The 20,332-nt window shown below is 61.2% G+C and carries 24 protein-coding genes and 1 pseudogene; 11 read left to right on the top strand and 14 right to left on the bottom strand.

Annotated elements, in window-relative coordinates:
* The first annotated feature begins 10 nt into the window (after positions 1 to 10).
* The 7 genes from hisB to hisE are packed head-to-tail and all read left to right on the top strand — an operon-like array spanning position 11 to position 3,583.
* Positions 11 to 586: an imidazoleglycerol-phosphate dehydratase HisB gene (hisB, locus tag J9789_RS06070; protein ID WP_209343571.1), complete on the top strand. Its 576-nt coding sequence runs from the start codon at positions 11 to 13 to the stop codon at positions 584 to 586.
* Positions 583 to 1,194: an imidazole glycerol phosphate synthase subunit HisH gene (gene hisH / locus J9789_RS06065; protein ID WP_209343569.1), complete on the top strand. Its 612-nt coding sequence runs from the start codon at positions 583 to 585 to the stop codon at positions 1,192 to 1,194. Before hisB ends, hisH begins: the two co-directional genes overlap by 4 nt.
* On the top strand, positions 1,191 to 1,913 hold the full coding sequence (gene hisA, locus J9789_RS06060) for a 1-(5-phosphoribosyl)-5-[(5-phosphoribosylamino)methylideneamino]imidazole-4-carboxamide isomerase (protein ID WP_209343567.1): 723 nt from the start codon (positions 1,191 to 1,193) through the stop codon (positions 1,911 to 1,913). Before hisH ends, hisA begins: the two co-directional genes overlap by 4 nt.
* Positions 1,907 to 2,662, top strand: coding sequence for an imidazole glycerol phosphate synthase subunit HisF (hisF, locus tag J9789_RS06055; RefSeq protein ID WP_209343565.1), 756 nt, complete (start codon positions 1,907 to 1,909; stop codon positions 2,660 to 2,662). Before hisA ends, hisF begins: the two co-directional genes overlap by 7 nt.
* Positions 2,663 to 2,684: 22 nt before the next feature.
* Positions 2,685 to 2,918: a hypothetical protein gene (locus J9789_RS06050; protein WP_209343563.1), complete on the top strand. Its 234-nt coding sequence runs from the start codon at positions 2,685 to 2,687 to the stop codon at positions 2,916 to 2,918.
* Between the two features lie 12 nt (positions 2,919 to 2,930).
* Positions 2,931 to 3,257, top strand: coding sequence for a phosphoribosyl-AMP cyclohydrolase (hisI, locus tag J9789_RS06045; protein WP_209343764.1), 327 nt, complete (start codon positions 2,931 to 2,933; stop codon positions 3,255 to 3,257).
* Positions 3,254 to 3,583 (top strand): phosphoribosyl-ATP diphosphatase, encoded by a 330-nt coding sequence (hisE, locus tag J9789_RS06040; RefSeq protein WP_209343561.1) that lies wholly within the window; start codon positions 3,254 to 3,256, stop codon positions 3,581 to 3,583. Before hisI ends, hisE begins: the two co-directional genes overlap by 4 nt.
* 58 nt (positions 3,584 to 3,641) lie before the next feature.
* On the opposite strand, the gene J9789_RS06035 is transcribed toward hisE, so the two are convergent.
* Positions 3,642 to 3,866 carry a helix-turn-helix transcriptional regulator gene (locus tag J9789_RS06035; RefSeq protein ID WP_087333875.1) on the bottom strand — a complete coding sequence of 75 codons (225 nt, stop codon included), beginning with the start codon at positions 3,864 to 3,866 and terminating at the stop codon, positions 3,642 to 3,644.
* Positions 3,867 to 3,971: 105 nt separating this feature from the next.
* On the opposite strand from J9789_RS06035, the gene J9789_RS06030 reads away from it, so the two are divergent.
* Positions 3,972 to 4,220 (top strand): hypothetical protein, encoded by a 249-nt coding sequence (locus J9789_RS06030; protein ID WP_209343559.1) that lies wholly within the window; start codon positions 3,972 to 3,974, stop codon positions 4,218 to 4,220.
* A gap of 21 nt (positions 4,221 to 4,241) precedes the next feature.
* On the opposite strand, the gene J9789_RS06025 is transcribed toward J9789_RS06030, so the two are convergent.
* The 3 genes from J9789_RS06025 to J9789_RS06015 are packed head-to-tail and all read right to left on the bottom strand — an operon-like array spanning position 4,242 to position 6,394.
* Positions 4,242 to 4,775 (bottom strand): peptidoglycan-binding domain-containing protein, encoded by a 534-nt coding sequence (locus tag J9789_RS06025; protein WP_245185088.1) that lies wholly within the window; start codon positions 4,773 to 4,775, stop codon positions 4,242 to 4,244.
* Complete coding sequence (locus J9789_RS06020; protein WP_209343557.1) at positions 4,772 to 5,992, bottom strand: peptidoglycan-binding protein; 1,221 nt, start codon at positions 5,990 to 5,992, stop codon at positions 4,772 to 4,774. Before J9789_RS06020 ends, J9789_RS06025 begins: the two co-directional genes overlap by 4 nt.
* A gap of 12 nt (positions 5,993 to 6,004) precedes the next feature.
* Positions 6,005 to 6,394, bottom strand: coding sequence for a spore cortex-lytic protein (locus tag J9789_RS06015; protein ID WP_209343555.1), 390 nt, complete (start codon positions 6,392 to 6,394; stop codon positions 6,005 to 6,007).
* Between the two features lie 129 nt (positions 6,395 to 6,523).
* Between J9789_RS06015 and J9789_RS06010 the strand changes: the two genes are divergently transcribed.
* Positions 6,524 to 7,156, top strand: coding sequence for a redox-sensing transcriptional repressor Rex (locus tag J9789_RS06010; RefSeq protein ID WP_209343553.1), 633 nt, complete (start codon positions 6,524 to 6,526; stop codon positions 7,154 to 7,156).
* Entirely contained in the window at positions 7,153 to 8,286 is a 1,134-nt protein-coding gene (locus tag J9789_RS06005; protein WP_209343551.1) for an S-layer homology domain-containing protein, read from the top strand. Before J9789_RS06010 ends, J9789_RS06005 begins: the two co-directional genes overlap by 4 nt.
* 41 nt (positions 8,287 to 8,327) lie before the next feature.
* Here J9789_RS06005 and J9789_RS06000 read toward each other — a convergent pair.
* The 3 genes and pseudogenes from J9789_RS06000 to J9789_RS05990 form a co-directional block, all read right to left on the bottom strand.
* A pseudogene (locus J9789_RS06000) lies at positions 8,328 to 10,182 on the bottom strand (heavy metal translocating P-type ATPase).
* Positions 10,183 to 10,195: 13 nt separating this feature from the next.
* Positions 10,196 to 10,417 carry a cation transporter gene (locus J9789_RS05995; protein WP_209343550.1) on the bottom strand — a complete coding sequence of 74 codons (222 nt, stop codon included), beginning with the start codon at positions 10,415 to 10,417 and terminating at the stop codon, positions 10,196 to 10,198.
* 16 nt (positions 10,418 to 10,433) lie between these two features.
* Complete coding sequence (locus J9789_RS05990) at positions 10,434 to 10,796, bottom strand: metalloregulator ArsR/SmtB family transcription factor (protein ID WP_209343548.1); 363 nt, start codon at positions 10,794 to 10,796, stop codon at positions 10,434 to 10,436.
* A gap of 165 nt (positions 10,797 to 10,961) precedes the next feature.
* Between J9789_RS05990 and J9789_RS05985 the strand changes: the two genes are divergently transcribed.
* A complete protein-coding gene (locus J9789_RS05985) occupies positions 10,962 to 11,417 on the top strand; it encodes a pyridoxamine 5'-phosphate oxidase family protein (protein ID WP_209343546.1) in 456 nt (151 codons plus the stop codon).
* Between the two features lie 48 nt (positions 11,418 to 11,465).
* Here the strand turns inward: J9789_RS05985 and J9789_RS05980 are convergent, their stop codons facing one another.
* The 7 genes from J9789_RS05980 to J9789_RS05950 all read right to left on the bottom strand — a co-directional run bounded on the left by J9789_RS05980 (position 11,466) and on the right by J9789_RS05950 (position 20,328).
* Positions 11,466 to 12,410, bottom strand: a complete 945-nt coding sequence (locus tag J9789_RS05980; protein ID WP_209343544.1) for a 3-hydroxyacyl-CoA dehydrogenase — start codon at positions 12,408 to 12,410, stop codon at positions 11,466 to 11,468.
* A gap of 187 nt (positions 12,411 to 12,597) precedes the next feature.
* Positions 12,598 to 15,423 (bottom strand): excinuclease ABC subunit UvrA, encoded by a 2,826-nt coding sequence (gene uvrA / locus J9789_RS05975; protein WP_209343542.1) that lies wholly within the window; start codon positions 15,421 to 15,423, stop codon positions 12,598 to 12,600.
* 25 nt (positions 15,424 to 15,448) lie between these two features.
* Positions 15,449 to 15,829 carry a CPCC family cysteine-rich protein gene (locus J9789_RS05970; protein WP_209343540.1) on the bottom strand — a complete coding sequence of 127 codons (381 nt, stop codon included), beginning with the start codon at positions 15,827 to 15,829 and terminating at the stop codon, positions 15,449 to 15,451.
* 23 nt (positions 15,830 to 15,852) lie between these two features.
* Positions 15,853 to 16,866 carry an aldo/keto reductase gene (locus J9789_RS05965; protein ID WP_209343538.1) on the bottom strand — a complete coding sequence of 338 codons (1,014 nt, stop codon included), beginning with the start codon at positions 16,864 to 16,866 and terminating at the stop codon, positions 15,853 to 15,855.
* Positions 16,867 to 16,896: 30 nt separating this feature from the next.
* Positions 16,897 to 17,598 (bottom strand): hypothetical protein, encoded by a 702-nt coding sequence (locus J9789_RS05960; RefSeq protein ID WP_209343536.1) that lies wholly within the window; start codon positions 17,596 to 17,598, stop codon positions 16,897 to 16,899.
* 24 nt (positions 17,599 to 17,622) lie between these two features.
* Positions 17,623 to 19,584: an excinuclease ABC subunit UvrB gene (gene uvrB, locus J9789_RS05955; protein WP_209343534.1), complete on the bottom strand. Its 1,962-nt coding sequence runs from the start codon at positions 19,582 to 19,584 to the stop codon at positions 17,623 to 17,625.
* A gap of 69 nt (positions 19,585 to 19,653) precedes the next feature.
* A complete protein-coding gene (locus J9789_RS05950; protein ID WP_209343532.1) occupies positions 19,654 to 20,328 on the bottom strand; it encodes a JAB domain-containing protein in 675 nt (224 codons plus the stop codon).
* Positions 20,329 to 20,332 lie beyond the last annotated feature (4 nt).

Here is a 20,332-nt window from a genome sequence, read left to right as displayed (position 1 = left end):
GAGAATGACCATGAGAACATCCCAACTGACCCGCACTACCAAGGAGACCGACATCCGTCTTTCTCTGGCTCTGGAGGGGGGAGAGGTGAAGGTCAATACCGGCATCGGCTTTTTTGACCACATGCTCACCGCTTTTGCCTTTTACGGCGGACTGGGCCTGGAGCTGACCGTCCAGGGTGACCTGGAGGTAGACGGCCATCACACGGTGGAGGATGTGGGCATCGTGCTGGGCCAGGCCATGAAGGAAGCACTGGGAGACCGGAAGGGTATCCGCCGCTTTGCTTCCGCCTTCATTCCCATGGACGAGGCCCTGTGCTTCACCGCCCTGGACTTCTCCAACCGGCCCTTTCTGGTCTTTGACGCTGAGATGCCCCAGCCTATGATCGGCACCTATGACTCCTGCCTCACCGAGGAATTTATGCGGGCCTTCGCGGTGAATATCGGATTGACTTTACATATGAAGTGCCACCATGGAAAGAACGCCCACCACATCACCGAAGCCCTGTTCAAGTCCCTGGGTGTGGCAGTAAAGGAGGCGGTCCAGATCACCGGCACCGGAGTCACCTCCACCAAGGGGGTGCTGTGATGGGACGTATTGCGGTTGTGGATTACGGGGTTGGAAACCTGAAGAGCGTTACCAACGCCATGGACTATCTGGGCCTGAAAACCTGCATTACCAGCGACGCCAGGGAGCTGGAGCTGGCCGACGCCATCCTGTTGCCCGGCGTGGGTGCCTTTCCCGACGCGGCGGACAAGCTGCGGGTGAGCGGCCTGGACCAGGTGCTGGTGGCCCAGGCCCAACAGAAGCCCATTCTGGGCATCTGCCTGGGGATGCAGCTGCTCTTCGACCAGGGGGAAGAGGTGCGGGAGTGTAAAGGCCTTGGCCTTGTAGGAGGCTGTGTCCGTAAGATCGAGACAAACCTAAAGCTGCCCCACATCGGCTGGAACAGCCTGAGCTTCCCCAATCCCTCGCCTCTGTTTGCCGGGGTGGAGGAGGGCAACTACGTCTACTTCGTCCACTCCTTCTGCGGTGTGGCCGCTGACCCGGCCACCGTCATCGCCCAGACCGACTATGGTACGCCTGTGGTGGCGGCGGTCCAGAAGGGCAACGTGTACGGCTGCCAGTTCCACCCGGAGAAGAGCGGCGAGGTGGGCCTGCAGATTTTGAGAAACTTCGGAGGGCTGAACACATGATCTTATTTCCTGCCATTGATCTGAAAGATGGTAAGGCGGTCCGCCTTTACAAAGGAGATTTTGCAACGGCTCATCAGGTGGCCGACGATCCGTTGGCTACCGCAAAGGCCTTTTATGACGCCGGGGCCCGCCACATCCATATGGTAGATCTGGACGGCGCCCGCAGCGGTGCCCGGCAGAACGGCGCCATCGTGCAGGCGGTGGCCCAGAACTCCGGCCTGAAGGTGGAGCTGGGGGGCGGTATCCGCTCCATGGCCGATCTGGAGGAGGTCTTTGCACTGGGTGTATGGCGGTGCGTCATCGGCTCCGCCGCAGTCAGCCACCCGGAGTTTGTGAAAGAGGCGGTGGCCAAGTATGGCGAGCGCATCGCCGTGGGCATCGACGCCATGGACGGCATCGTCAAGACTGCCGGGTGGGAGCAGTCCTCGGGACTCAACTATCTGGAGTTTGCAAAGTCCATGGAATCAATGGGTGTAAAGACGATTATCTTTACGGATATTGCCACCGACGGCATGCTGTCCGGCCCCTCTTTTGACCGGCTGGCTGATTTGCAGAAGGCGGTTGACTGCCGGATCGTGGCGTCCGGCGGAGTGTCCTCCAATGAGGACCTGTCCAAGCTGAACGGCATGGGCCTGTACGGGGCCATCATCGGCAAGGCTTACTATGCCGGAACGGTGGATCTGGAACAAGTGGTAAAGGAGGCGGGGGAGCAGTGTTAGCCAAACGGATCATCCCCTGTCTGGACGTGCGGGACGGCCGGGTGGTGAAGGGGGTCAACTTCGTCAACGTCCGGGACGCCGGCGACCCGGTGGAGCTGGCCAAGTACTATTCCGATCAGGGTGCCGACGAGATCGTCTTTCTGGATATCACCGCCACCAGCGACGCCCGGGACACCGTGGCCGACGTGGTGGAGCGCACTGCCGCCCAGGTCTTTGTACCCCTGACGGTGGGGGGCGGCATCCGTACCCTGGAGGATTTCCAGCGGCTGCTGCGGGCGGGGGCAGACAAAATTTCAATCAACTCCGCTGCGGTGGCCCGGCCGGAGCTTATCTCTGAGGCGGCGGAGCGGTTCGGCTCCCAGTGCGTGGTGCTGGCAGTGGATGCCCGCGCCCGGGGCGACGGCACCTGGGAGGTGGTGGTGGCTGGCGGCCGCAAGCCTACCGGCATGGACCTGATCGAATGGGTCAAAAAGGGCGAGACCCTGGGGGCGGGGGAGATTTTGCTCACCTCCATGGACGCTGACGGCACCAAGGCGGGCTTCGACCTGGCCATGACAAAGGCGGTGACGGACGCGGTGTCCATCCCGGTCATCGCCTCCGGCGGCTGCGGCAGTTTGGCCCATTTTGCAGAGGTATTTGAGGAGACAAACTGCGATGCGGCCCTGGCGGCCTCCTTATTTCATTTTGGGGAGTTGACAGTGCCCCAGGTAAAGGAGTATCTTGAAACCAGAAAGATCCCGGTGCGATAATTCACACAAGGGGGAAGATGGTATGCTGGACGATATTTTTGATCTGGTGTCCGACCTGTTGGGAGAGAACACAGTCAATACATTGGCCGGAGCGGTTCCCAAAACGCCTTTATCGAATCAAAAGAAAAAACGGGTACAGGACCGCCCCACGCAAAAGGCGGCGCACAAGACGCCCAAACTGACCGCACGCCGGGACCGGCGGGGCGGCGAAGACCCCTGGGACTGGAAGGAAGAGAAGCCGCCCTGGGAATTTTGAGGTGATACCATGATGGATCTGAACAATCTGTTTCAGAAGTCCGAGCTGATCCCTGTCATCATCCAGGACGCGGAAACCAAGGATATTTTGATGCTGGGCTTCACCAACCGCGAGGCGGTGGAGCTGACTTTAACGACCAAAACCGCCTGGTTCTGGTCCCGCAGCCGGCAGAAGCTGTGGAACAAGGGAGAGAGCTCGGGCCACTTCCTCCACGTGAAGAAGGTGGTCACCGACTGCGACACTGACACCTTGCTCTATCTCTGCACCCCGGAGGGCCCCACCTGCCACACCGGGGCAAGAAGCTGCTTTTTCAACACGATTTGGGAGGAAACACCATGAGCGATACCATTTTACAGGACCTGTACCAGGTGGTGCTGGGCCGCAAGAGCGATCCCCAGGAGGGGTCCTACACCTGCTATCTCTTTGACAAGGGCCTGGACAAGATCCTGAAGAAGGTGGGGGAGGAGTGCTCCGAGACCATCATCGCCGCCAAGAACGGCAAGCAGGAGGAGACCGTGGGAGAGATCTCCGATCTGATCTACCACCTGATGGTCATGATGGCCGACCAGAAGATTCCCCTGGATGCGGTGCTCGCCGAGCTGGAGCGCCGCAGCCACAAGATCGGCAATCTGAAGCAGATGAAGACTGTGGACCACGAGACCTAATAGACTGTGATTATGACAAAACCGGGTCCTGCCGCCATGGACGGCAGGACCCGGTTTCTTATTTTGCACGTTCGTAGGGGCTGCTGATGTTGGTGCGGCCCAGAATATAATCGGTGGAGGTGTGGTAGAAGTCAGCCAGAGTCAGAAGATGGACCACCGGAATGGTCTGGAACCCGCGCTCGTAACGGGAATACACCGTCTGGCTGATCCCCAGCACCTCGGCAATATCCTTCTGATACAGATCCCTGTCCTCCCGGAGATCACGCAGCCGCTGAAAATACATTGCTTTGCCCCCTCGCAATAGTACTTATGAATACTATTGACAATACAACAGGTTCTCATTAGAATGTTTGATACAGTACTTATAAGTACTATATAGAAGGGCGTGATGGAACTATATCAGGAAATGCTGGCTCACATCTTACAGAATACGACCGTGAACATCTCTTTTCCGGAATTGCCATGCGATATCCGTACGCTCACGGAACAGAGATGTTATCAGGCCTTACAAAAAATCCAGGCGATCCTGAAGGATGAACGCCTGGACGATACGGAATGCTTTCAAAAGATCGAAGAGATCGTATGCGTATTTGAGGATTTAGGCAGCGGATGCGGCACAAGGCACGATTTTGGGTAAAGATACAGCCCTTTGCCCTTCTTATTTCTGCCCGTAGGTGACAAACAAAGTATACAGCCGACTGATGGTATTCCAGCTGCCCTGGTCCAGCACGCCGGTTTGCGGCCTGCCATCCAGCTGCTGCACCCAGCGGATGTTGTGCTGGGTGGTGGCGTCGTTCTGACCGGTGACGGGGGCGGACTGGATGCCGTCCAGCAGGCGGGCCAGCGCCCGGAACATAGACTGCACCAGGTAGAGATGGACACTGTCCTGGTCGGGCTGCACCGAAAAGTCGCAGTTGGGATATCCCCGGCAGGGGAGCGGCCCCGCCAGCCGGGTTCTGGCCTGGAGGTAGAGGGCGGCGATGGCGTCCCAGGTGGCCTGGTCCACCCGGCCGGTCACCGGCGGGAAGAACTCCCGCTGGAAGAGCATGACGGCCTCCAGGGTACGCTCCCCGAAAATGCCGTCGGGGGTGAGCCGGGGCAGAAAGTCGTAGAGGAAGGACAGCTCCCGCAGCATGGTCTGGAGGCTGCGGACCGGCTGCCCGATGAGGCGGATCTCCTGGGGTACGATCATGAGGCGGCTCCTCTCTCGTCGGCGGAGCCCAGAGTCATGGGCTGGCCGGGATACTGGGTCAGGCCGGTGGCCTGGCTTTCAGGCAGATTGGGACGGAACTGTTCGGGGATCACATTGGTGTAGGTCTCCACCGTGTCCACGATGCCGGCATATAGCCGGTAGAGTGCGGCCCAGGTCTGGGGACCCATGATGCCGTCCTGGGCCAGACCGGCCATGCGCTGGACGGCGATGACGGCGTTCTTGGTGGCGGGGCCGTAGATGCCGTCGATGGCTACCCGTGGAATGTTGCTGTAAAACTCGGACACCACCGAAAGCACGTACTGAATGGTACGCACCGAGTCTCCCCGTGCTCCCTCGGAGAGCACGCTGGGGAAGGGCTGGCCACTGCCGCCGGGGTAGTAGGTCTGGCCCTGGCTGATGAGCTCGGTCAGATCCAGCACCCCCACATAGAGAAAGACCATCTTGTACCAGGTGGAATTGCCCACAATGCCGTCGGGGGTCAGGTCGAAGATCTCCTGAAACTTCTTCACCGCCGACTCGGTGGCGGGACCAAAGATGCCGTCTACCGGGTAGACCTTGGGTATGGCGGGGTAGTCCCGGGAGATGCGGTTGAGCATGACCTGAATGCGCTGTACCGCCTCGCCGCGGTCTCCCCGGCGGATGGGGTAGCCGGGGTAGGAGTAGCGGATGCCCTGGACCGGGGCGTTGGTTACCAGCTCGATGTTGTCGCCGTAGTAGCTACGCAGGATGGTCATATAGTCGGCCCCTTGCTCCGCCATGGCCTGGCTGCCCCACTGGGAGAGCCCGTCGCAGGTGACGGTGGTGCCGTTGCAGAATTTGGCGGCCAGAGGCTCCACAAAGCCGATGCGCCGTATGTAGGAGTTGAACATCTCATCCACCAGCTGGCTGATGTTCTCAAAGATGTTGCGGTCCTTGATGAACTTCTGGTCGTAGGCGGTGGAGGAGGTGATATTGAAAGGGTAGCCCCGGCTGGGGTAGAACTCGGTGTACACCCGGTTGAGGGCGAAGGAGATGATGGCCAGGATGTTGGCCTGGAGAGCGGCGGTCTCCCAGGTGGGGTAGATCTCATTGGAGGCCACATTCTTCACATACTCCGGGAAGGAGACCGTCACATTCTCCGCATCGGAGCCGGGCGGCCCCAGGTGGACTGTGATATGCTGGGGCACATAGGGGGTAATGGGCAGCGGTTCTGGCATACTATCCCTCCTTTACAGGTTTTGGGGCGGAACATTCACCGGATTTTCCGGCAGCAGGGTAGCGGACTGCTCCGGCAGGGGGATGAGCTCCAGCTCCTGCAGGGTCTCGGTGTTGGGGAAGATCTGTACATTCTCCACCACCAGCAGCTCATACCCCGGCGACTCCACCCAGATGTCGCATACAGCGAAGGGGGTGATGGTACCAGGGGACTCGCTGGCGGACGGATCGGGGGTACCCACCCGGACGGGCTGGGTACGGCCATTAGCGTCGGTGACCCGGAGTGCCAGCAGAGCATGGCGTCCCTCGGTGCTCCGCTGGGTGAAGGCCACGGTGGCCCCGGCCACGGGGATCTGGGCCTGGGAGGTAAAAACCCGGGTCAGAATGGTTCCTGTTGCGGCCAAAGTGCATTCCTCCTTTTCCTTCCACTCTATGCCAGAAAGGCAGGAATTGTCCCGCAGACGTTGACATCGATGGCAGTTTTGAGTAAACTGAATAGGAAAGATATCCTCTGGAACGAGTGTGATGGAGCAATGAGAAAGCAAAAGGTGTCCAGTGCGGTGATCCGGCGTCTGCCCCGGTATTACCGCCATTTGACTGACCTGCATTTGGCTGGGGTGGAGCGTATTTCCTCCAGCGCCCTGGGACGGTCCATGGGCCTGACCGCCTCCCAGATCCGGCAGGATCTGTCCTGCTTCGGAGAATTTGGCCAGCAGGGATATGGCTATAACATTGAAAAACTGCGGGGAGAGGTGGCCGACATCCTGGGCATGAACCGGGGCCACACCGCCGTCATCCTGGGCGCGGGTAACCTGGGCCGCGCCCTGATGGAGAACTTCCACTTTGAACGCTCCGGCGTGATTCTGGCCGCCGCCTTTGACGTGGCCCCGGAGATCGTGGGACAGGTGCGCTCCGGCGTGCCCATCTACCATGTGGACCGGCTGGAGGAGTACCTGGCGGAGCATCCCGCCAGCATCGGGGTGCTGACGGTGCCTCGCAGCGTGGCCAATGCCACCGCGGGCAGGCTGGTCCGGTCCGGTGTGCGCGGCATCTGGAATTTTACCAACAGCGAGCTGACGGTGGATGCACCGGGTGTGGTCATTGAGGATGTCCACTTTGCGGACAGCCTGCTGGCCCTCAGCTACATGATCTCGGAGGAAGCATGAAGAAAGCAGCGGCAATTCTGCTTGCCGGGACCATCCTGGTAAGCTGCGGGGCGGTGGTGGCCGCCGGCGACCAGTCTCTGGTCAGCAAGAGCTATGTGGACGGCACCTTTACCACCCAGGCGCTGGAGCAGGTGAGCAAGCGGGCGGAGGAGCAGATGAGCTCCACCTACCACCAGGCGCTCAGCGATTTGAACAGCAAGCACAATACCTATCTGTCCCAGGCGGGGAGCGGAAGCGGCGGTACGTCGTCCTCCTCCGGCCTGAGTGATTTGCGTTTCAAGAAGGGGGACGTGCTTACTCTGTCCTCCGGTTCCGGCGTAATGCTGCTGGCGGGCAGCGCCACTGCCTCCGGCGGGGCGCTTATTGACACCACCTCCGGCACGGCGGTATCCTCCGGCAGCGGTCTGACCGCCCGGCACCGCTGCCTGGCGGGGGAGACCGCCGTGGCGGTTACCGTGACCTCGGACACGGCGGTACTCAGCCTGGAGGGGAGTTACACCCTCTCCGCCAGCACAAACGTGGATTACAACGCCATGGCCGACGGCCTGACTGAGATGGGCCTGCTGAAGGGTACCGGGGCCGCCTACGGCTCCGGCTACGAGCTGGAGCGGCAGGCCGTCCGGGTGGAGGGCCTGGTCATGTTTATCCGACTGATGGGAGAGGAGAACGCCGCCCTGGCTTCCACGGCGGTCAATCCCTTTGCCGACAGCCCCAGCTGGGCCGACCGCTATCTGGCCTACGCCTATGAGAAAGGCTACACCACCGGCATCGGTACCAACGCTGCCGGAAAGCTGATGTTTGGCCCCAACAACACCATCACGGCGGGGGAATACATGACCTTTGTGCTGCGTGCCCTGGGTTATACGGAGAGCGGCATTAACCCCGACTTCACCTGGCAGAACGCCATGGACGCGGCGGTGGCCTACGGCGTCATCCGCCAGAGCGAGGCCGCCCTGTTGTCCGGCGGCAGCTTTACCCGGGCGCAGGTGGTTTATATGTCGGTGTGCGCCCTGTCCGCCCCCACCAAGACCGGCGGTATCCTGCTGGACAAGACGGCCACCAACGGCGGGTATAATCAGAGCACCATGCAGACTGTGCTCAATCGGATCTCCGCCCTGCGGCTGAGCTGAACAAACAAAAAACGCGAGCCAGATGTCTGGCTCGCGTTTTATTATGCCTGTTTTGGGATACTCATGGCCCGCATGGCGTTGAGAATGGCGATGACCGACACGCCTACGTCGGCAAAGACCGCCTGCCACATGTTGGCCTGGCCGATAGCACTGAGCACCAGCACCAGCAGCTTGACTGCCAGGGCGAAGATGATGTTCTGCCGCACGATGACCAGGGTGCGCCGGGCAATGGCGATAGCCTGAGCCAGCTTGGAGGGTTTGTCGTCCATCAGGACGATGTCGGCGGCCTCGATGGCGGCGTCGGAGCCCAGGGCTCCCATGGCGATGCCCACATCGGCCCGGGAGAGGACGGGGGCGTCGTTAATGCCGTCCCCCACGAAGGCCAGGGCGCCCTTGGGGGAGACCTCCTTTAACAGGGCTTCCACCCGGTCCACCTTGTCGGCGGGGAGCAGCTGGGCGTGGACCTCGTCCAGCCCCAACTGGGCGGCCACCGCCTCGCCCACCGGTTTGGCGTCGCCGGTGAGCATTACCGTCTTGCGGACACCTGCCGCCTTGAGGGCGGCAATGGCCTGCTGGGCGTCCGGTTTTACCTGGTCGGAGATAACGATGTGGCCCAGATAGACCCCGTCGGCGGCCACATGGACGGTGGTGCCCACGTGGGTGGCAGGGGTGCCAGGTAACGCCGATGTCCTCCATCAGCTTGTCGTTGCCGGCGCAGATGACCCTGTCGTCCACCACGGCCCGGACGCCCCGGCCGGACAGCTCCTCTGCCTGGGTGACCCGGCTGCGGTCGGGAATCTGGCCCCAGGCGTCCAGCAGGGAGCGGGAGATGGGGTGGTCGGAGACACATTCCGCCAGGGCGGCCAGCTCCAGCAGCTTGCCCTCGTCGCAGTGGTCGGGGTGGATTGCAGTGACGTTGAAGACGCCCTGGGTCAGGGTGCCTGTCTTGTCGAACACCACGATCTCCGTTTTGGCCAGTACCTCCAGGTAGTTGCCACCTTTCACCAGGATGCCGGCCCGGGAGGCGCCGCCGATGCCGCCGAAGAAGGAGAGGGGCACCGAGATCACCAGGGCGCAGGGACAGGACACCACCAGGAAGTTGAGGGCCCGCTGGATGGAGTCCAGCCAGCCCACTTGAGTGAACAGGGGAGGGAGGATGGCCAGGACCACGGCGGCCAGCACTACAATGGGGGTGTACCAGCGGGCAAAGCGGGTGATGAAATGCTCCGCCTTGGCCTTTCGGCTGCCTGCGTTCTCCACCAGGTCCAGGATTCTGGAGACGGTGGACTCCTCAAAGGCCCGGGTGACCTGGACCTTCAGCAGGCCGGACAGGTTGACGCAGCCGGAGATCACGTCGTCGCCGGGCTGGATCTGCCGGGGTAGGGATTCGCCGGTGAGAGCGGCGGTATCCAGGGTAGAACTGCCCTCCAGCACCAAGCCGTCCAAGGGGATGCGCTCACCGGCCTTGATGACGATGGCGTCTCCCACTGCCACCTCCTCCGGGTCCACCTGCTTCAGACCATCCTCCGTCTCGATGTTGGCGTAGTCGGGGCGGATGTCCATGAGGGCAGCGATGGATTTGCGGGACCGGTCCACCGCGTAGCTCTGGAACAGCTCGCCCACCTGATAGAACAACATGACAAAGACGGCCTCCGGGTACTCTCCGATGGCCAGGGCACCGATGGTGGCCAGGGCCATCAGGAAGTTTTCGTCAAAGACCTGCCCGTGGGCGATGTTGCGCACCGCCCGCCACAGCACATCCCAGCCGATAACGGCGTAGGGCACCAGAAAGGCGGCCAGCCGCCCCCACTCGGACAGGGGGAGCAGGATCGCTGCCACAAACAGCACGCCGCTGGCTAATATGCGGATCAGCATCCGCCGCTGCTTCTTGGTCATAGCACCTCGCTCCTTACGGAATGATGATGGTGCAGTCGGGCTCCACCTTCTTGCAGACCTTGGCCGCCTGCTGGAGGATCTCGTCGAACCGGGCGTCGTCGGCGTCCAGAGTCAGCTTCTGGGTCATGAAGCTGATGGTGGCGCTGTTCACCCCGTCCAGCTTGCGGATGGCGTTTTCCATCTTGGCGGCGCAGTTGGCGCAGTCCAGATCTCTCATCTTGAATGTCTTTTTCATGGTATACAAACTCCTCTCATTCCGCAATGTGTTCCATGCCCTGGCCCAGAATGGTGCGGACATGGCCGTCTGCCAGGGAGTAGAAGACGGTTTTGCCCTCCCGGCGGTATTTTACCAGCTTGCTCTGCTTCAGCGCCCGAAGCTGGTGGGAGATGGCCGACTGGGTCATGCCCAGCAGCTTGGCGATGTCGCACACGCACATCTCCGATTCAAAGAGCACATACAGGATCTTGATGCGGGTGGAGTCCCCGAAGATCTTGAACAGCTCCGCCAGATCATAGAGAATCTCATCCTCCGGCATGGTGCGCTCCACCTTGTCCACGATCTCCTGGTGGACGTGGCTGAAGTCGCACCGCTCCACGCCGTTGCTGTCTGTCATGGTGACCATCCTTTCTGATAACATATGAGCTATTGTTCATATGTTATTATATACTGGCTGAACGGGATGTCAAGGGGGGAATGGAAGTTTTTCTTGCGACAACGGGCGGACGGGGGTATGATGGGGGAGAGAACAGGCCCTCCGGGGCGGAAGGGACGGATGTATATGAAGCGGACAGACGGACGGGACGTGGGGCTGGAGGCCCTGGACCGGTGTGAATACATGGTACTGGCGGTAAACGACGGGGAGGGGATGCCCTATTGTATGCCCCTCAACGGGGTCCGGGTGGGGGAGGCAGTTTATTTCCACTCCAGGTTACAGGGAGAAAAGCTGGACTGCCTGAAGCTCCACCCCCAGGTGTGCCTCACCGCCGTGGGCCATCAGCGGGTGGTGCAGGAGGCCTACGAGACCGAGTTCACCAGCGCCGTGGCCCGGGGCACCGCCCATGAAGTGACCGACCCGGAGGAGCAGAGGGAGGCCCTGCGGGCCATCTGTCAAAAATACGCCCCCAAATGCCCGGAACGGGTGGAGGAGGTCATTGAGCAGCACCTGCCCCGCACCGCGGTGTGGCGGATCGACCTGGAGCAGGTCAGCGGACGGAAGCGTCTGTACAAGGAATAAGAAAAGGGGCGCCGCGCGATGCGCGGCGCCCCTTTTTGGAGTGGGTACTTATTTGTACTTGTAAAAGCCCTCACCGGCGTTGATGCCCAGCTTGCCGGTGTCGATGTACTCTTCTTTCAGCCGCTTTGCCATCTTGCCGTAGGTGGTATTGGGGTCGGCGGCGGCAGGGATGTTGGTGAGGATGTTGTACGCCGTGGTGATGCCCACGATATCCAGGATGCGGAAGGGACCCATGGGGGCGCCAGTGGCCAGCACCCAGGTCTTGTCGATGGTCTCAAAGTCGGCTATGTCCTCCGCCCATAGGCTCTGAGCCGCCATCAGGAAGGGGACCAGCATGGAGTTGAGCAGGTAGCCGTCCTTTTCCTTCTTCAGCCGCAGAGGCACCATACCGATGTCAGCGGCAAACTGGGCTACCTCCTCATAGGCCGCCGGGTCGGTGCCGGGGTGGCCCATGACCTCTGCAGTATTCAGCTTCCAGATGTTGTTGGCGAAGTGGAGGGCCAGATACTTCTCCGGACGGCCGGTGTACTGAGCCAGGGAGGAGGGGAGCAGGGTAGAGGTGTTGGTGGCCAGGATGGTCTTTTCCGGCAGCAGGGGAGCCAGCATCTGATAGAACTCGATCTTCTGCTGGGGCACCTCCGCCAGAGCCTCAATGACCAGGTCGGCATCCTTCACCGCACCGGCCAGGTCGGTGGTCAGGGTGAGGCCCTTCAGGGCGGCGTCGGCTTGAGCAATGCGCTGATCGATCTCCTCCGGGGTGTAGGTGCGGCCATTTTCCAGCAGTCCGGCGCTGTAGGGACCGGGGCTGGACTTGGCGGCGGTGAGCTCCGCTACATAGATGTCGTGGAGCCGCTGCAGCTTGGGCTGGGCCCGGCCGATGGAGGCATCGCTCCTCAGCCAGATGGTGACGTGAAAGCCTTTGTAGGCGGTCTGGTAGGCGATCTGACTGCCCAGTACGCCGCCGCCGATGAGAACCACATTCCGAATGCTCATAACGCTGCCTCCTGTTAAAAAAATTCACGTTTATATTATAAACTAAATGGTTTAACTGCTAGCAGTATAATACAATAACGCTGTTTTGTCAACGCATCTTTGCAAATTTGACAGAAAACGGGCGCGCTGCATGGTGCAGCGCGCCCGTTTCTCTACAGTTTGTAATAAAATGACAGACCTATCCGGATCACTCCAGCATCCGTTTCAGATAGTGGCCGGTGTAGGAGGCGGGACACTGGGCCACCTCCTCGGGGGTACCGGTGGCCACGATAGTGCCGCCGCCGGAGCCGCCCTCGGGGCCCAGGTCAATGACGTGGTCGGCGGTCTTGATCACGTCCAGGTTGTGCTCAATGACCACCACGGTGTTGCCTGCTTCCACCAGCTTCTGGAGCACCTCGATGAGCTTATGCACGTCGGCGGTATGAAGGCCGGTGGTGGGCTCGTCCAGAATATAGATGGTCTTTCCGGTGGAGCGCTTGGCCAGCTCGGTGGCCAGCTTGACCCGCTGGGCCTCGCCGCCGGACAGCTCGGTGGAGGGCTGGCCCAACTTCACATAGCTGAGACCCACCTCGTACAGGGTTTGGAGCTTGTTGTACAGCTTGGGCAGGTGCTCGAAGAAGGGGAGGGCTTCCTCCACCGTCATGTCCAGCACCTCATAGATGTTCTTGCCCTTGTAGCGCACCTCCAGGGTCTCCCGGTTGTACCGCTTGCCCTTACACACCTCGCAGGGCACGTAGATGTCGGGCAAAAAGTGCATCTCGATCTTGATGAGACCGTCGCCCTGGCAGGCCTCACACCGGCCGCCCCGCACATTGAAGGAGAACCGGCCGGGGCCGTAGCCCCGGGTCTTGGCGTCAGGCGTGGAGGCGAACAGGTCCCGGATGTCGTTGAAGAGCCCGGTATAGGTGGCCGGGTTGGACCGGGGGGTACGGCCGATGGGGGACTGGTCGATGGCGATGATCTTGTCCAGAAATTCCTCGCCCTCGATGGCGGCGTGCTTGCCCGGCCGGGTCTTGGCCCGGTTCAGGTCGGCGGCCAGCCGCTTATAGAGGATCTCGTTGACTAGGGAGGATTTGCCGGAGCCGGACACGCCGGTGACGCAGGTAAAGGTGCCCAGAGGGATGGATACGTCGATGTTCTGGAGGTTGTTCTCCGCCGCCCCCTTGACGGTGAGGAAGTGGCCGTTGCCGGTCCGACGCTCAGAAGGGACGGGGATCTTCTTCCGGCCGGACAGGTAGTCGCCGGTGATGGAGGCCGGGTTGTCCATGATCTCCTGGGCGGTGCCGCAGGCCACCACCTGACCGCCGTGGACGCCGGCGCCGGGGCCGATATCCACGATGTAGTCGGCTTCCCGCATAGTGTCCTCGTCGTGCTCCACCACCAACAGGGTGTTGCCCAGGTCCCGCAGGTGCTTCAGGGTGGCCAGGAGCTTGTCGTTGTCCCGCTGGTGCAGGCCGATGGAGGGCTCGTCCAGAATGTAGAGCACCCCCATCAGGGAGGAGCCGATCTGGGTGGCCAGCCGGATGCGCTGGCTCTCGCCGCCGGACAAAGTGGCGGCCGCCCGGCTCAGGGTAAGGTATTGCAGGCCCACGCTCTGGAGGAAGCCCAGACGGCTCTTGATCTCCTTCAGAATCCGGTCGGCAATGAGCATTTTCTGGGCGGAGAGCTCCAGATGGTCCACAAAATCCAGGGCTTCGGTTACCGATTTGCGGCAGAAGGTATCAATGTTGATTCCGCCCACGGTGACGGCCAGGGCCTCCTTCCGCAGGCGCTTGCCGCCGCAGTCGGGGCAGGGGCGCTCGCTCATGCAGTCCTCCAGATCCCGGCGCATGGCGTCGGACTGGGTCTCACGATAGCGGCGCTCCAGGTTGTTGATGATGCCCTCAAAGGGCTGCATCAGGGTACCGTGGCCGTTCTCCCGCTCATAGGTCAGCTTCAGCTTTTCCCCCTTGGTGCCGTAGAGAATGATATCCATGATCTCAGGCGGCAGGTCCTTCACCGGGGTGTTCAGCTTGAAGTTGTACTTCTTGGACAGGGCCTCAAAGTACATCCGGGAGATGGAGTCTCCCTTGATGTTGTTCCAGCCGGAGGCGGTGATGGCCCCCTCCAGGATGGACAGCTCCTTGTTGGGGATGATGAGATCGGGGTCCACCTTCAGCTGGGAGCCCAGGCCGGTACAGGTGGGGCAGGCGCCGAAGGGGTTGTTGAAGGAGAACATCCGGGGCGACAGCTCCTCGATGGAGATGCCGCAGTCCTCACAGGCGTAGTTCTGGGAGAACATAATGTCCCGGTCCTCGCCCACGATGTTGATGACCACCAGGCCGCCGGCCAGGTTGGAGGCCACCTCCACCGAGTCGGTGAGCCGGCGGGCGATGTCCTCTTTGATGACCAGACGGTCCACCACGATCTCGATGTTGTGCTTCTTATTCTTGTCCAGCTCAATCTCTTCCGTCAGGTCGTACAGGGAGCCGTCCACCCGGCAGCGGACATAGCCCGACTTACGGGCATCCTCCAGCAGCTTCTGGTGGGTGCCCTTCTTGCCGCGGACCACCGGGGCCATGACCTGGATGCGGGTGGCCTCAGGCAGCTCCAGCACCTGGTCAATGATCTGGTCAATAGTCTGCTGCTGGATCTCCTTGCCGCACTTGGGGCAGTGGGGTGTGCCCACCCGGGCCCACAGCAGACGCAGGTAGTCGTAGATCTCGGTGACGGTGCCCACGGTGGAGCGGGGGTTTTTGGAGGTGGTCTTCTGGTCAATGGAGATGGCGGGGGAGAGGCCGTCAATGTAGTCCACATCGGGCTTCTCCATCTGACCCAAAAACATCCGGGCATAGGAGGACAGGGACTCCACGTAGCGGCGCTGTCCCTCGGCGTAGATGGTATCGAAGGCCAGAGAGGACTTGCCGCTGCCGGACAGGCCGGTGAGCACCACCAGCTTGTCACGGGGGATGTCCACGTCGATGTTTTTTAAATTGTTTGCCCGGGCTCCTTTGACGGAAATATGATCGAGCATAGATGTTGGTCTCCTTTTTTGGGTATCAGGGCACCTCTTCCGGACGGGGCGGGCGGGCAAAGCCCACCAAATCCTCCCGGACCGCGCCCCAGTTCCGGTAATTTTCCCGGCCCTGCCGCAGAGTCATGCCATGGTTTTCATCGCTGGGGTCGTCCTCGCCGGGGTCAAACACGTCGTTTTCCCAAAAGCATACCGGACAGATGTAGGCGATGGCCTCCTCCTTGGGGACGGGAAAGGTGAGGTACCCGCAGCAGGGGCAGGGATAGATTCCTGCTGGGCCCTCCGGGGGCTGGGGCGGGGTGGGATCTTGTGGCTCCGGAGCGGAGACAGGGCCGTCAGATGGGAAGATGGTAAAGCTGTCATTGACGGCCTCGGGCAGGTAGAGAAATTTCTTCCGCGGAACCATGGAGGTGCCTCCTTTGGAACGGATCAATAGCCGAACAGATCGGCCACCTTGGTCAGCATGTCACGGATGGGCAGGTTGTAGGGGCAGCGCTTCTCGCAGGCGCCGCACTGGACGCAGGAGCCGGCGTGGTACTGCATGGCGTCGTACCGGGCCTTGGCCCAGTCGGCCAGGCCGTACTTGCGGGCGTAGTTGGCCATCAGGAAGCAGTTGGGGATGTTGATGCCGTTGGGGCAGGGAGCACAGTAGTTGCAGCGGCGGCAGAACTCGTTGCCCAGCTCCTTGCGGATGCGGTCGCACTCGGCCAGCTCCTCCTGGGTGAGGGGAGAGAAGTGCTCGGCAGCCTCGGCGTTGCGGTCGGCCTCCTCGGGGGAGCCCATGCCGGGGATGGAGATGTCAATGACGCCGGAGGCGGCGATGAACCGCAGGGCCAGGTTCCAGTCGTCCAGGTTGCCGCCGGCCATGGGCTTCATGGCGATGGTGCCGATGCCCATCTCACGGGCCTTCTTCAGCACCTCGTGGCCGTGGATCTCCACGATGTTGTAGGGGAACATGACAGTCTCGATCTTGTCGCCGTGGAGCTCCAGCATCTTCTTCAGAGCGTCCACATTGTGGGCGGTGACGCCCAGATGGCCGATCTTGCCGGCGGCCTTGGCCTCCTCCAGAGCCTCCCAGGCACCGCCCTCGCCGAACACCTTGTCGATCTCGGCCTCGGGCAGGTTGTGGATCTGGTAGACGTCGATGTGATCGGTGCGCAGGTTTTTCAGGCTGATGTCGATGTCCTTGGCCATGGACTCTTTGTCACGAGCCATGGACTTGGTGGCCAGGATGAACTTGTCCCGGCGGCCCTCCAGAGCAGCGCCCAGGTACTCCTCAGATACGGTGTAGCCGCGGGCGGTGTCGATGTAGTTCATGCCGTACTGCTCCAGCTTGTCCACAACCGCGCGGGTGTTTTCGGCGTCGGAGCGCTGAATGGGAATGCCGCCGAAAGAAACCTGGGCGACCTTGAGACCAGTTTTACCAAGTGTGACGTAATTCATGACAAAAACCTCACTTTTTATGATGTTTGGTCAGCTAATGATAATAAGTCCGGCGAGAAATACGCCGAAGGAAAAGACGGTAAATGCCAGCCAGCTCAGAACCCGGCTAGTAAGTTCCCAGTCGGAGGGCTCGGCGTCCTCCGGATGCCTGACCCGAAAGAACAGGTTAAACCGGAAGATGGCGTCATCAAACCGGATCAGCAGGACAGTGACCCCGGCCAGAAGAAGGCCCAAAAACCACATCAGGGGGGCGCCCCGGTGGGTGTCTGCTTCGGGCCGCTGGGAAAATCGGATGAGGGCGAGCAGGTTGGGGTGTTCAGGAGATGATGTGCCGACAGATTTCTGGCCGTTCTCCTTGACCAGAAGGTTCAGATTCCAGTCGTAGCCACCCCGAAACAGGACCTGGTCCCCCTTGCGGATCTCCACACCGGTGAGAATGCGATCCCAATACTCGTCGGATGGTATAGCAGCGGAATCCTCCCGAACCGTATAGGGACCGTAGACCGTGTCCCCCCAGCGGTAGGTGACGGTGTCGCCCTGAACTGTAAAGGAGGCGGGCTGGCCGCCTACCTTGGCGGAGTACACCGTGGTATCGCCCTCCGTGACAGGGAAGTAGAGGGTGTCCTGGTATTCCACGCCGTGCTGGCGGCTAATGAACAGGTAAAGGACTGAGAAAATGGCGACGATGACGATCAAGACAATGGGCAGGATCTTTTTCAGCCGGTCGTACATAATAACAGCCCTCCTTGTAAGAGGTCACCCCTGGCCCCGCAGCTCGATGATGCGGTCCCGGAGGACGGCGGCGTACTCGAATTCCAATCGCTTGGAGGCCTCTTTCATCTCCTTCTCCAGCTTGGCGATGGCGGCCTCCTTCTCCTTCTTGGACAGAGCCTTCTTGGAGTGGGGCAGCTCGCCCTTGTCCTCGGATAGGTCGATGACGTCCCGCACCGACTTGATGACGGTCTTGGGCACGATGCCGTGGGCCTGGTTGAAGGCGTCCTGCTTGGCCCGGCGGCGCTCGGTCTCGTCAATGGCCCGGCGCATGGAGGGGGTAATGGAGTCGGCGTACATGACCACCAGACCCTGGGCGTTTCGGGCGGCACGGCCGATGGTCTGGATGAGGGAGGTCTCCGAGCGGAGAAAGCCCTCCTTGTCGGCGTCCAGAATGGCCACCAGGGAGACCTCCGGCAGGTCCAGGCCCTCGCGCAGCAGGTTGATGCCCACCAGCACGTCGAAGGTACCCAGCCGCAGGTCCCGGATGATCTCCATCCGCTCGATGGTGTCGATGTCGTGGTGCATATACCGCACCTTGATGCCCGCGTTGGTGAGATAGGCGGTGAGATCCTCCGCCATCTTCTTGGTCAGGGTGGTGACCAGCACCCGCTCCTTCCGGGCGGTACGGTCGTTGATCTCTCCAATGAGATCGTCGATCTGGCCTTCCACCGGGCGCACCTCGATCTTGGGGTCCAGCAGGCCGGTGGGGCGGATGACCTGCTCTACGATCTGGCCGGAGCGCTCCCGCTCGTACTCGCCGGGGGTGGCGGACACGTACACCACCTGGTTGAGCCGCTTCTGGAACTCCTCAAACTTCAGGGGCCGGTTGTCGAAGGCGCAGGGGAGACGGAAGCCGTAGTCCACCAGGGAGGTCTTTCGTGCCCGGTCGCCGTTGTACATGGCCCGCACCTGGGGCAGGGTCACGTGGCTCTCGTCGATGAAGAGAACAAAATCCTTGGGGAAATAGTCCAGCAGGGTGTGGGGAGGCGACCCGGCGGGGCGTCCCTCAATGACCCGGCTGTAGTTCTCGATGCCGGTGCAGTAGCCCAGCTCCTGCATCATCTCCACGTCGTACATGGTGCGCTGCTTGATGCGCTGGGCCTCGATGAGCTTGCCCTCCTTTTCGAAGAAGGCCACCCGCTCCTCCAGTTCCTTATAAATCTCCTGGATGGCGGCGTCCATCTTCTCCTTGGGGGTGACGTAGTGAGTGGCGGGCCAGATGGGGATGGTATTCAGCCGCCGGATAGGGGTGCCGGTGACCACGTTGATCTCGCTGATGCGGTCGATCTCGTCGCCGAAAAACTCCACCCGGATGGCGGAATCCTTCCAGTAGGCGGGGAAGATCTCCACCGTGTCTCCCCGGACTCGGAACATATTGCGCTCAAAGGCGATATCGTTGCGCTCATAGCGGATGGCTACCAGCTTTTTTAAGAGTTCATCCCGCTCCATCTGGGCGCCTACCCGGAGGGACACCATCATTTTGGCAAAATCCTCCGGCTCGCCCAGGCCGTAGATGCAGGACACCGAGGACACCACGATCACGTCCCGCCGCTCCATCAGGGAGGCGGTGGCCGCCAGCCGCAGCCGGTCGATCTCCTCGTTCACCGCCGAATCCTTTTCAATAAAGGTGTCGGTGTGGGGGATATAGGCCTCGGGCTGGTAGTAATCGTAGTAGGACACGAAGTACTCCACCGCGTTGTTGGGGAAGAACTCCTTGAACTCGGCGCACAGCTGGGCGGCCAGGGTCTTGTTGTGGGCCAGCACCAGGGTGGGGCGCTGAACCGCCTCGATGACCTTGGCCATGGTGAAGGTTTTGCCCGAACCGGTGACGCCCAGCAGGGTCTGCTCATCCAGACCGTTTTCAATGCCCGCCGCCAGGGCAGCGATGGCCTCGGGCTGATCGCCGGCGGGGGAGTATTCGCTGACTACTTCAAATTTGGGCATACCATCACCTCGTGGTCCCATTGTATCAGAACATCAGTTCCATTGCAACGGGTAATCGAATAAATGTTCCTATGGCTTGTAGAAGCCGCTGTCCCGCAAAGACACCATGTCGTCATCTACGAAGATCACGTGGTCCACCAGCTCCACGCCCAGCTTGGCCAGGATGGGGGCCAGACTGTTGGTGGTGGCGATGTCGTCCCCGGAGGGGAAGGCGATGCCGGAGACGTGGTTGTGGGCCAGCACCACCCCGGCGGCGTTGAGGGAGAGGGCTGCCTCGGCGATGAGCCGGGTGGTGACGTTGACAGCGTTCACGTTGCCCTCGCCCAGCTTGCGGATGCCTAGGACTTTGCCTTTGCCGTCCATGCATAGCAGGCAGAGCTGCTCGTTGCGGGCCCCGAAAAAATAGGGCTGAAGCAGGGCAAAATAGTCCCGGGAATTGCGGGCGATGTCGTCCATCTGGGTGCGGGCGGTGAGATACCGGCCCGCCAGCTCCTTGGCTGTTTTGAAGAGCACAGCGGCGTGCTCGCCCACCCCTTTGACCTTCTGCAGCTCCTCAGGGGTGGCGTCCAGCACGCCGGCCAGTGATCCGAACCGGTCCAGCAGCTCATGAGCCAGGGGATTGGTGTCACTGCGGGGATTGGCGTAAAAGAGCAGCAGCTCCAGCAGCTTATGGTCGGGGAAGGAGTCCGGCCGGGCCAGAAATTCAGTTTTCAGCCGCTGACGGTGACCGTCGTGGGTACCCATGGCC

It is taken from the genome of Flavonifractor sp. AGMB03687, from assembly GCF_017811815.1.
Taxonomy (GTDB): domain Bacteria; phylum Bacillota; class Clostridia; order Oscillospirales; family Oscillospiraceae; genus Flavonifractor.
Note: the sequence above shows the minus strand (reverse complement) of the source record. Positions and strands in the feature narration are given on the sequence as shown.

Coding starts and splice junctions, on each gene's coding strand:
- J9789_RS05980 (WP_209343544.1), bottom strand. CDS start 12,410: ATGAGCATTCGGAATGTGGTTCTCATCGGCGGCGGCGTACTGGGCAGT.
- hisI (WP_209343764.1), top strand. CDS start 2,931: ATGGATCTGAACAATCTGTTTCAGAAGTCCGAGCTGATCCCTGTCATC.
- J9789_RS06025 (WP_245185088.1), bottom strand. CDS start 4,775: ATGATCGTACCCCAGGAGATCCGCCTCATCGGGCAGCCGGTCCGCAGC.
- uvrA (WP_209343542.1), bottom strand. CDS start 15,423: ATGCTCGATCATATTTCCGTCAAAGGAGCCCGGGCAAACAATTTAAAA.
- J9789_RS05990 (WP_209343548.1), bottom strand. CDS start 10,796: ATGACAGACAGCAACGGCGTGGAGCGGTGCGACTTCAGCCACGTCCAC.
- J9789_RS06050 (WP_209343563.1), top strand. CDS start 2,685: ATGCTGGACGATATTTTTGATCTGGTGTCCGACCTGTTGGGAGAGAAC.
- J9789_RS06010 (WP_209343553.1), top strand. CDS start 6,524: ATGAGAAAGCAAAAGGTGTCCAGTGCGGTGATCCGGCGTCTGCCCCGG.
- hisE (WP_209343561.1), top strand. CDS start 3,254: ATGAGCGATACCATTTTACAGGACCTGTACCAGGTGGTGCTGGGCCGC.
- hisA (WP_209343567.1), top strand. CDS start 1,191: ATGATCTTATTTCCTGCCATTGATCTGAAAGATGGTAAGGCGGTCCGC.
- J9789_RS05965 (WP_209343538.1), bottom strand. CDS start 16,866: ATGAATTACGTCACACTTGGTAAAACTGGTCTCAAGGTCGCCCAGGTT.
- J9789_RS05985 (WP_209343546.1), top strand. CDS start 10,962: ATGAAGCGGACAGACGGACGGGACGTGGGGCTGGAGGCCCTGGACCGG.
- J9789_RS05960 (WP_209343536.1), bottom strand. CDS start 17,598: ATGTACGACCGGCTGAAAAAGATCCTGCCCATTGTCTTGATCGTCATC.
- J9789_RS05995 (WP_209343550.1), bottom strand. CDS start 10,417: ATGAAAAAGACATTCAAGATGAGAGATCTGGACTGCGCCAACTGCGCC.
- J9789_RS06030 (WP_209343559.1), top strand. CDS start 3,972: ATGGAACTATATCAGGAAATGCTGGCTCACATCTTACAGAATACGACC.
- J9789_RS06005 (WP_209343551.1), top strand. CDS start 7,153: ATGAAGAAAGCAGCGGCAATTCTGCTTGCCGGGACCATCCTGGTAAGC.
- uvrB (WP_209343534.1), bottom strand. CDS start 19,584: ATGCCCAAATTTGAAGTAGTCAGCGAATACTCCCCCGCCGGCGATCAG.
- hisB (WP_209343571.1), top strand. CDS start 11: ATGAGAACATCCCAACTGACCCGCACTACCAAGGAGACCGACATCCGT.
- J9789_RS05970 (WP_209343540.1), bottom strand. CDS start 15,829: ATGGTTCCGCGGAAGAAATTTCTCTACCTGCCCGAGGCCGTCAATGAC.
- J9789_RS06020 (WP_209343557.1), bottom strand. CDS start 5,992: ATGCCAGAACCGCTGCCCATTACCCCCTATGTGCCCCAGCATATCACA.
- J9789_RS05950 (WP_209343532.1), bottom strand. CDS start 20,328: ATGGGTACCCACGACGGTCACCGTCAGCGGCTGAAAACTGAATTTCTG.
- J9789_RS06035 (WP_087333875.1), bottom strand. CDS start 3,866: ATGTATTTTCAGCGGCTGCGTGATCTCCGGGAGGACAGGGATCTGTAT.